The 4,390-nt window shown below is 65.6% G+C and carries 6 protein-coding genes; 5 read left to right on the plus strand and 1 reads right to left on the minus strand.

Going from position 1 to position 4,390, the window contains the following annotated elements; translation table 11 throughout:
- Nucleotides 1-159: 159 nt before the first annotated feature.
- Nucleotides 160-813 carry a TetR/AcrR family transcriptional regulator gene (locus ACCC94_RS28060; protein WP_413352863.1) on the minus strand — a complete coding sequence of 218 codons (654 nt, stop codon included), beginning with the start codon at nucleotides 811-813 and terminating at the stop codon, nucleotides 160-162.
- Nucleotides 814-1,034: 221 nt separating this feature from the next.
- Between ACCC94_RS28060 and moaA the strand changes: the two genes are divergently transcribed.
- From moaA to ACCC94_RS28085, 5 genes are all read left to right on the plus strand, one after another.
- Nucleotides 1,035-2,030 (plus strand): GTP 3',8-cyclase MoaA, encoded by a 996-nt coding sequence (gene moaA, locus ACCC94_RS28065; protein ID WP_413352864.1) that lies wholly within the window; start codon nucleotides 1,035-1,037, stop codon nucleotides 2,028-2,030.
- A 65-nt stretch (nucleotides 2,031-2,095) separates the two neighbouring features.
- Nucleotides 2,096-2,926 carry a substrate-binding periplasmic protein gene (locus ACCC94_RS28070; RefSeq protein WP_413352865.1) on the plus strand — a complete coding sequence of 277 codons (831 nt, stop codon included), beginning with the start codon at nucleotides 2,096-2,098 and terminating at the stop codon, nucleotides 2,924-2,926.
- A gap of 59 nt (nucleotides 2,927-2,985) precedes the next feature.
- Nucleotides 2,986-3,321 (plus strand): low molecular weight protein tyrosine phosphatase family protein, encoded by a 336-nt coding sequence (locus tag ACCC94_RS28075; RefSeq protein ID WP_413352867.1) that lies wholly within the window; start codon nucleotides 2,986-2,988, stop codon nucleotides 3,319-3,321.
- Nucleotides 3,318-3,803: a hypothetical protein gene (locus ACCC94_RS28080; protein WP_413352868.1), complete on the plus strand. Its 486-nt coding sequence runs from the start codon at nucleotides 3,318-3,320 to the stop codon at nucleotides 3,801-3,803. Before ACCC94_RS28075 ends, ACCC94_RS28080 begins: the two co-directional genes overlap by 4 nt.
- A 131-nt stretch (nucleotides 3,804-3,934) precedes the next feature.
- Nucleotides 3,935-4,330: a PA2779 family protein gene (locus ACCC94_RS28085; protein WP_413352869.1), complete on the plus strand. Its 396-nt coding sequence runs from the start codon at nucleotides 3,935-3,937 to the stop codon at nucleotides 4,328-4,330.
- Nucleotides 4,331-4,390: the final 60 nt, after the last annotated feature.

Here is a 4,390-nt window from a genome sequence, read left to right on the forward strand (position 1 = left end):
CTCTGCGTCCCCCCCGCCCCCACTCCCGCCCGGTGGGGCGGGGGGGGGGGGGGGGGGGCCGCGCCCCCCCCCCCCCCCCCCCCCCCCCCAACGCGTTTCCGGTGCTCCAGTAGGATGGATGGAGCGAAGCGATACCCATGCTGCAGCGGTTGCGCTTCGTCAGATCGACAACGGCCGCAAACGCCCCTGCGGCTTGGGCTCGGCGCCGCTGTCCGGCGCGGTGCCGCGCAGCACCAGGCGCGTGATGGTTTCGATGGCTGCTTCGAAATCCGCATCGCTGAGGCTGGTCTTGCCGGTCACGATGGAAATCTGCCAGTCGAAATCGGCGTAGGTCTGGGTCGCCGCCCAGATGGTGAACAGCAGGTGATGCGGGTCCACCGGCGCCAGCAGGCCGCGGTCGATCCAGCTCTGCAGGCAGGCGATATTGCGTTGCGCCTGGGCGTTCAGCTCATCCAGGTATTCCTTGGGCAGGTGCGGCGCACCGTGCATCAGCTCGCTGGCGAACACCTTCGAGGCGTGCGGCAGCTCCTGGGAAATCTTCACCTTGGAACGGATGTAGGCGCGTAGCGCCTCGCTCGGCTCGTCGTCCTCGCGGAACGGCGCGGAGGCCTGCAGCAGCGGCTCCACCACGCTTTCCAGCACGCAGCGGTAGAGGTTTTCCTTGGACTGGAAGTAGTAGTAGACGTTGGGCTTGGGCAGCCCGGCGCGAGCGGCGATGTCGCTGGTCTTGGTCGCCGCGAAACCCTTCTCGGCGAATTCTTCGCTGGCGGCGCGAAGGATGAGGCGACGGTTACGCTCGCGGATGCTGGTCATGGGCTGGTCTTCTTTCTTTTATTGCTGTTATAGCTGTTGGCACAGAACAGAGCCGGGCATGGTAGCACCGGGCTCTCGGGCCCCTCAACTCGGCGCCTCTCGCGGTACTGGCGTGCAATTTCCTGACTCGCGAGTCGGTTTTGTGTGTACAGCGACGACGTTCTAGGGTATTTCTAGCGCACTTTCGTTCGGCTCCTGCCATCCGGAACCTCCCACTGCCCATGTCCGATTCCCAGTTGGTCGACCCCTTCGGTCGACGCATCACCTACCTGCGCCTGTCGGTCACCGACCGCTGCGACTTCCGCTGCACCTACTGCATGAGCGAAGACATGCAGTTCCTGCCGCGCGACCAGGTGTTGAGCCTGGAGGAACTCGAAGCCGTCGCCGACGCCTTCATCGGCCTGGGCGTGAAGCGCATCCGCATCACCGGCGGCGAGCCGCTGGTGCGCAAGGGCCTGACCGGCCTGCTGGCAAGACTGGGCGCACGCCCGGAGCTGGACGATCTCTCCATCACCACCAATGGCTCGCAACTGCGCGAGCGTGCGGCTGAGCTGCGCGCGGCCGGCGTGCGTCGCCTGAATATCAGCCTCGACTCGCTGCGCCGCGAACGCTTCGCCGCCTTCACCCGTTCCGACAAGCTGGAGCAGGTACTCGACGGCATCGACGCCGCCCGCGAGGCCGGCTTCGAGCGCATCAAGCTCAATGCCGTGGTGCAGAAGGGCCGCAACGACGACGAAGTCTGCGACCTGGTGGCCTTTGCCCTGGAGAAGGGCATCGACATCAGCTTCATCGAGGAGATGCCGCTGGGCAGCGTCAGCAGTCACGAGCGCAAAGAGACCCTGTGCAGCAGCGACGAAGTCCGTGCGCAGCTCGCCGAGCGTTGGCAACTGCTGCCGACACCCGAGCGCAGCGGCGGTCCGTCGCGTTACTACCGTATCGACGGCCACGCCAGCCGCATCGGTTTCATCTCCCCGCACAGCCATAACTTCTGCGGCGACTGCAATCGGGTGCGGGTGACCGCCGAAGGCAAGCTGGTGCTCTGCCTTGGCCATGAGGGTGCACTGGACCTTCGCCAGCTGCTGCGCGAGCACCCCGGCGATAGTGCACGCCTGCGCGAAGCGCTGATGCAGGCGTTGCAGCTCAAGCCTGAGCGTCACCATTTCGAAGCCGACCAGCAGGTGCAGGTCCTGCGCTTCATGAGCATGACCGGTGGCTGAGCCCGCCACGGCGGGCGCCCGGCCCGCCTGACAAAACAAGAACAACAGGTAACAAGGAGAGTCGTTTGAAGCTCAAGGCATTCTGCTGCGCGCTCGCCAGCATCCTTTCCACCGGTGTTTCAGGTGCCGCCATGGCGCAGACCTACGTCGTCGGCGTCGAGAACCTCGCGTTCGCCCCTCACTACAGCACCGATGCGCAGGGCAATTACCAGGGCTTCGCCCGAGAGGTGCTGGACCTGTTCGCCAGCACCAGCGGCATCACCCTGGAATATCGCCCACTGCCGGTGGATGCGCTGCTGCCGGCGCTGCTGTCCGGCCAGGTCGATCTCAAGTACCCGGACAATCCCAATTGGGCGCCCGAGCAGAAGGCCGGGAAAACCCTGCACTACAGCCAGCCGGTGAGCGAGTACGTCGACGGCGTGCTGGTGGCGCCGGAGCGGCTGGGGCAGGGCGTCGGCGTCTTGAAGACGCTGGCGCTGGTGGATGGCTGGACGCCGCGCGGCTATGAGCAGCAGGTGCAGGCCGGGCAGATCGCCCTCGCGCCCAGCGCCGACCTCAAGCAGATGATCCATTCCGCGCTGAAGAAGCAGGCCGACGGCGCCTACTTCAACGTGGTGGTCGCCACCTTCTATCTGGACAACATCCGTGCGAAACCGGGGGCGCTGGTGTTCGATCCTTCGTTGCCGCACACGCGCAGTGCCTTCCACCTTTCCACGGTGAAGCACGGCGAGCTGATCGAGCGCTTCGACCGCTTCCTCGTCGATCACGCCAGGGAAGTGGCCGCGCTCAAGGCCAGGTACGGCGTCGAGGCGAGCCTGGACTCGGAGCACCTGGGCGTCGAGCAGTGGAAAGTGGATTTCCTCGAACGCCAGAAAGCCAAACAGAAGTCGCCCTGAGCCGTCGGATTCCCTAGAATCGCCGCTGCCGTTTGCGCGCCAGCCATGGGGAGGATGAAGTGCGCCGCGCTTTGTTCATCTGCAGCCGCAACCGCCTGCGCAGCCCTACCGCGGAAACCGTCTTCGCCAACTGGCCGGAGGTCGAGACCGATTCCGCCGGGCTTGCGCCGGACGCCGAAGTCCCGCTGAGTGCCGAGCAGCTGGAGTGGGCTGATCTGGTCTTCGTCATGGAGCGCCGACATCGGCAGGCACTGCTACGCCGCTTCCCCCTGCCGATGCGCGGCAAGCGCCTGGTGTGCCTGGATATCCCTGACGACTACGCCTATCTGCAGCCCGAGCTGGTGCTCCTGCTGGAGCGCAAGGTTGGGCCTCTCCTGCGGCAGGAGCGGGTGTGAGCGAGATTCGTATCGGCCTGCGCGAAGGCACGCTGGTCTGCCCCGGTTTCCGCATCCAGGCCCAGCCCGAACCTTCGCTGGCCATCGACGGCGATCTGCTCTGGGCACTGGAGCAGCCGCAGTGGTTCCCGCTGGCCGTGTCGCTCGAGGAGCGCGGCGGCGCACAGTGGATCACGCCGTTGCCGCTGGCGCAGCAGACCGGTTTCGACCCGCAGCGGGTGATCGGCTGGCGCAACGAGCCGGTGCGCATCGAGCAGCCCGCTGGCATCGAGGATGCGGAGGCCGCTATCCACTGGTGGCGCGGTGGTACGGTCGAGGATGTGCGCGGACGCGTCAGTCATCATGCCTGGGGGCGCCTGCTGCGCGTCGAAGGGCCGGGCATCGGCCCCGAGCACATTCTCTTCCCCCGTGGTTGCGCCTGCCTCTACCTGGGCCATCTGGACACCGACTGGCGTCAACTGCGCTTCGAACTCTTTTCCTGAGCGGTAATCTCACTAGATAGCGGCCCTGCGGTTGGCGCCGATGTGGCGGGAGCGTGGCGGTCGGTTGTCTCGCGTGCGAGCGGCCTGCACCTCCTGCTTAGTGCATGCAGTCCATGATGAGGTGACCCAGAATGACCCTAACAAAACGGGTAAAAAGCCTTGCAGCTGTCCTGGTGTTTGCACAGTTGGGTGTGGTTGCGGAAGTCCCGTTGGCTCAGGCCGCCATGGTGGGTACAGGCGAAGTGCTGCAGGCGCAGCAGCAACAGGTCGACCGCGAGCAACTGTTGAAAATGCTCGACGACCAGGGCGTGCAGAAGAAACTGCAGTCCATGGGTGTTGAGCGCAGCAAGGTCGAGCAGCGCATCAGGAGCCTGTCCAACGAGGAGCTGGCGCAGTTCAACCAGCAGCTGGATGAGGCTCCCGCCGGCGGCATCATCGGCATCATACTGCTGTTCCTGCTGATCTTCGTGATCACCGACATGCTCTGCATCACCCACATCTTCACCTTCGTCCGGTGCCAGCGTTGAGGCTCTGGGCCATGGCCGTCGCGCTCGCGGCGGCCGTGGCGCTCGGCGGCTGCGCGCAGT

Source organism: Pseudomonas sp. Pseusp97 (assembly GCF_047304025.1).
Classification (GTDB): Bacteria; Pseudomonadota; Gammaproteobacteria; order Pseudomonadales; family Pseudomonadaceae; genus Pseudomonas.

What these genes read in the sequence shown, in the direction of transcription:
- ACCC94_RS28060 (WP_413352863.1), bottom strand. Translation starts at nt 813, where the DNA reads ATGACCAGCATCCGCGAGCGTAACCGTCGCCTCATCCTTCGCGCCGCC.
- moaA (WP_413352864.1), top strand. Translation starts at nt 1,035, where the DNA reads ATGTCCGATTCCCAGTTGGTCGACCCCTTCGGTCGACGCATCACCTAC.
- ACCC94_RS28085 (WP_413352869.1), top strand. Translation starts at nt 3,935, where the DNA reads ATGACCCTAACAAAACGGGTAAAAAGCCTTGCAGCTGTCCTGGTGTTT.